Source organism: Acinetobacter sp. YH12254 (genome assembly GCF_013417415.1).
Classification (GTDB): domain Bacteria; phylum Pseudomonadota; class Gammaproteobacteria; order Pseudomonadales; family Moraxellaceae; genus Acinetobacter; species Acinetobacter pseudolwoffii.
Map to the genome: position 1 here is coordinate 1 of NZ_VPEB01000038.1, position 4,188 is coordinate 4,188.

A 4,188-nucleotide genomic window follows, 5' to 3' on the forward strand; every position below is an offset into this window, starting at 1 on the left:
GAATTTCTTTGTCAGACATAGTGATCAGCATCTATATTTTATATCCAGTCCATGGTGATAAAAACCATCATAAACCAGACATTTTTATTGGTGAGAATATAGACACTTTAAATGGGTTCTAACAAACACGTTTCGTATAAGGTGTATTATGTTAATTTTAGAGAAACTACTAAATTATATTGAGTTGTAAATAGTTGAAATTCCGTTAAGATATATTGGATTAAATTCTATTCCTAGATAGCATTCGTGTTGACTCATCTCTCCAAAAAACTTTGGTTTTGTTTTCTTATGGTTTTTGCCATAGGATGGAGTAGTGTGTCTGTTGCATCAGTAAAGATAATGCATATCAATATGCAAACTGAAATGAGCCAAGATCATTGTTTAGATCAAGCACAGCAAGTCACTCAACATGGTATTAATCACGAAGTACAGACGAATACCGATTGCCATAATCATTTAGCTATTAATCACGAAGTACAGACGAATACCGATTGCCATAATCATTTAGCTATTAATCACGAAGTACAGACGAATACCGATTGCCATAATCATTTAGCTATTAATCAGAATATAGATCACAAAAAGTGTCAGGAATGTTCTAGCTTATCCTGCCAGACACAGATCTCATGTCTTCATTCTTTGCAAAGCTCGCTAGATCCCCTAGATACCTTCTATTCTATAGATCAGCCTAATTTTTATTACCTCAACCAATATCTAAATGGGTATTGGCAAGAAATTTCACGTCCTCCTAAAACTTAACCAATTTTTTTTAAAATTTATTTATTTTTCAAAAATTAAGGTTAAGTTATGTCTCATAAAATTAGTTCGTACCTATTAGCAGGTATTTGTTTTGCATCGTCGCCTTTGGTTTTTGCCGAAGTGCGTGAATATCAGCTTGTTATTGATGAAGCAGTGGTCAGCCCAACTGGAAAGCCTGTAAAGCGCATTACCGTAAATGGTCAATTTCCTGCGCCTTTGCTTGAGTTTGAAGAGGGTGATGAAGCCATCATTCGCGTGAAAAATAATTTAAAAAACCAAGATTCTTCTATTCATTGGCACGGACTGTTGTTGCCGGGCATTATGGATGGTGTACCAGGATTTAATGGTTTTAACGGTATTAAGCCTCAAAGCGAGTATGTTTATAAATTCAAGATTCGCCAAAGCGGGACTTATTGGTATCACGCTCATTCTAAAGGACAGGAACAAGACGGCTTATATGGTTCTTTTGTGATTTATCCAAAAGGTAAAACACCATTGGCAGCACATGAAAAAGCTGAACGTGACTATGTGGTGATGTTGTCAGATTTTCATGAAAAAACCAGTGATCAAATTCAGAAAGATCTTAAAATTTCAGCTGAATATTATCAAGATCAGCGTGAAACCTTGGGTGATGTTTGGAAGCAGGTTAAACGTGATGGCATAAAAGCGACATGGTCTGACCGCAAAATGTGGAATCAGATGCGTATGCTAAAAACCGACATGTCGGATGTTACAGGTTATACCTTCCTCATTAATGGCAAAACACCTGAACAAAATTGGACAGGAATGTTTAAACCGAATGAAAAAATTCGCCTACGTTTTGTGAATGCATCTGCGATGTCTTTCTACGATGTCCGTATTCCTAACTTGAAAATGACTGTGGTTAGTGCTGATGGTCAGCCTGTGAAACCCATTTCTGTAGATGAATTCCGTATTGGTACGGCTGAAACTTATGATGTGATTGTGGAGCCAAAAGGTGGACATTATCAAATTGAAGCTGAGTCAATTGACCGTTCAGGTTATGCGATTGGTACGCTACACAATGAACTAAATCCTGTGACACACGGCATTCATATGCCTCAGCCACGTCCACGCTCGCTTTTGACTATGGAAGATATGGGACATGGTGGTGGTGATCATTCAGGAATGGATCATTCGAAAATGAACCATGGCGATATGAAAGGCACGGATCATTCACAGCATAGCGCAGTAAAACCGACTATGGAAGATATGGGACATGGTGGTGGTGATCATTCAGGAATGGATCATTCGAAAATGAACCATGGCGATATGAAAGGCACGGATCATTCACAGCATAGCGCAGTAAAACCACAAAAAAATGATCAAGTGGTTTATGGTTGGGCAAATGCCTCTACACCTGCAGGTAATAAAGCCTTGCAATATAGCGATTTAAAATCATTAGAGCCGCAAAAAGATACTCGTGAAGCCAGCAGTGAATTGGTCGTGCGTTTGGGCGGTACTATGGAACGTTATATTTGGACCATTAACGGTAAAAAATTTAGTGATGCTGAGCCGTTAAAAGTGAAATATGGCGAGCGTATCCGTATCAAATTTATTAATGACAGTATGATGGCGCACCCGATGCATTTACACGGTATGTTTATGCAGTTGGAGAATGGTCAAGAGTCGGTAGATATGCCAAATAAACACACATTGATCGTACCACCGGGTAAAACAGTTACGGCTTTATTAACTGCGGATGAATTGGGTGAATGGGCAATCCATTGTCATTTGTTGTATCACATGAGTGCGGGGATGATGAACAAGTTAATCGTGGCGAATGTTAGCGATGAACAAGTATCTACAATGCCAATTCAAGGTACAAATTCGACTCAAACTCAACAAGTAACTGAGCAAAAAGGAGCTGAACATGCACATCACTAATTTTGTATTGAAAGCGATTTTTTCTGTTGCGGTATTGAGTTTAACGACCTTAAGTGTGGCGCACGAAGGGCATCATTCAACTACTCAGAATAATGGGAAAAATATGCCATCAATGAATCATCAAGCCATGTCTGAGATGAATCATTCACAACATTCTGCACAAGAGCATGCACAACACATGCAGATGATGGGGAAAATGAACCATGGTCAGATGAATCATGCACAACATCAGGCAACATCTACGGTTAATCATTTACATCATGTACCAGATGCGAATACTCAGCAGAGTTCGCATTATGATCATCGCTCAGAACACGGTGCGCAAATTTATGCGATTACGACGGTGGATAATAAGTGGTTTGTCAATGAAGATGGCACAGGCGGTTTAAAGTCAGAGTTTGAAACCCGTATTGGCACAGATGAAAATAAGGTTTTTATTAAAGTTCATGCCGATAAAGAAGAATCGCATGATGCACATTATGATGCCAAACTTTTATATAGCCGTATGATTTCAGACTTTTGGGATGCACAGATTGGTGCACGTTATCGCAGTGAAAAAGTTGAACTCGATGATCATCGCAAAGACACCGAAGAAAATGTTGATGCAGTGATTGGCTTACATGGTATGGCACCATATTTCTTTGAAACTGATGCTTATCTCTATGCAGGAGAAGACAGTTATGCGGGTTTTAGTCTAGAAACGGAACGTGATTTTCTGATTACGCAAAAGTTGATTATTCAAACTTATTTAGAGTTGGATGCGATCTTTAGTGATGACTCTAAATATGCGAAAAAAACTGGTTTAAGCAGTGCAACCGCAGGGCTTGAAACTCGCTATGAAATCAGTAAAAAGATCATGCCGTATATCGACATTGCCTATGAGTATTCAAAAGGTAATGATGAAACGTCGTGGCAAATAGAATCAAACTCTGAGAAAGGTTGGTTATATGGAGCTGGTGTTAGATTTAGATTTTAATTAATTTAATGATTACTAAATAGCTTTATTTAAATAAAACTCTAGCTTAATGTGGCCGGAAGCAAAATGTTAACTTATTTTGCTCCCTCCCTCCCATTTAACATAATAGAGCTTATACGAAACGTATATTTTAAATATATAAAAATCAGATACTTGTGTTATAGTGATAATGCTCGACGATGTCGAAAAGCTGACTTGGAAACAAGTCGGCTTTTTTTTAAACTGTTTTGATATATTCCGCCAATAAAATTGATTGTTTCTTAATCAAATTAAAACTTTCTTCAATGTTGTCAGCCTTCTCCGGTAAGAAAATATCCCCAATTTCTGCGGATAAAAAGGGGACGGTTTTTATCCGATCTTGTACGCATTTGCTTACGTCAATTCCGGCCCTTTGCGGCTATGCGGCATACTGGAATTTTTCGGCACTGTTGCAAATAGGCTGACATGATAAGCTAAATATCTTATTTATTTCGAGATACAGCAGATGAATCCCTTCCACGGTCGGCACTTTCAAGGTGAAATCATTCTTTGGGCTGTTCGTTGGTATT

Annotated in this window: 3 protein-coding genes; all 3 read left to right on the forward strand. The window is 38.2% G+C overall.

All coding sequences use genetic code 11. The features are described 5' to 3' along the window. Positions 1-315: 315 nt before the first annotated feature. From FTV29_RS14805 to FTV29_RS14815, 3 genes are read left to right on the forward strand one after another with little or no spacing between them, the layout of a single operon-like run. Positions 316-759 carry a hypothetical protein gene (locus tag FTV29_RS14805; RefSeq protein ID WP_227548249.1) on the forward strand — a complete coding sequence of 148 codons (444 nt, stop codon included), beginning with the start codon at positions 316-318 and terminating at the stop codon, positions 757-759. 48 nt (positions 760-807) lie between these two features. Continuing rightward, positions 808-2,664, forward strand: coding sequence for a copper resistance system multicopper oxidase (locus FTV29_RS14810; protein ID WP_159138998.1), 1,857 nt, complete (start codon positions 808-810; stop codon positions 2,662-2,664). After that, the gene (locus tag FTV29_RS14815; RefSeq protein WP_005093385.1) at positions 2,651-3,640 is read left to right on the forward strand and encodes a copper resistance protein B; all 990 of its coding nucleotides are present in this window, start codon (positions 2,651-2,653) and stop codon (positions 3,638-3,640) included. The genes FTV29_RS14810 and FTV29_RS14815 overlap by 14 nt, the downstream gene beginning before the upstream one ends. Positions 3,641-4,188 lie beyond the last annotated feature (548 nt).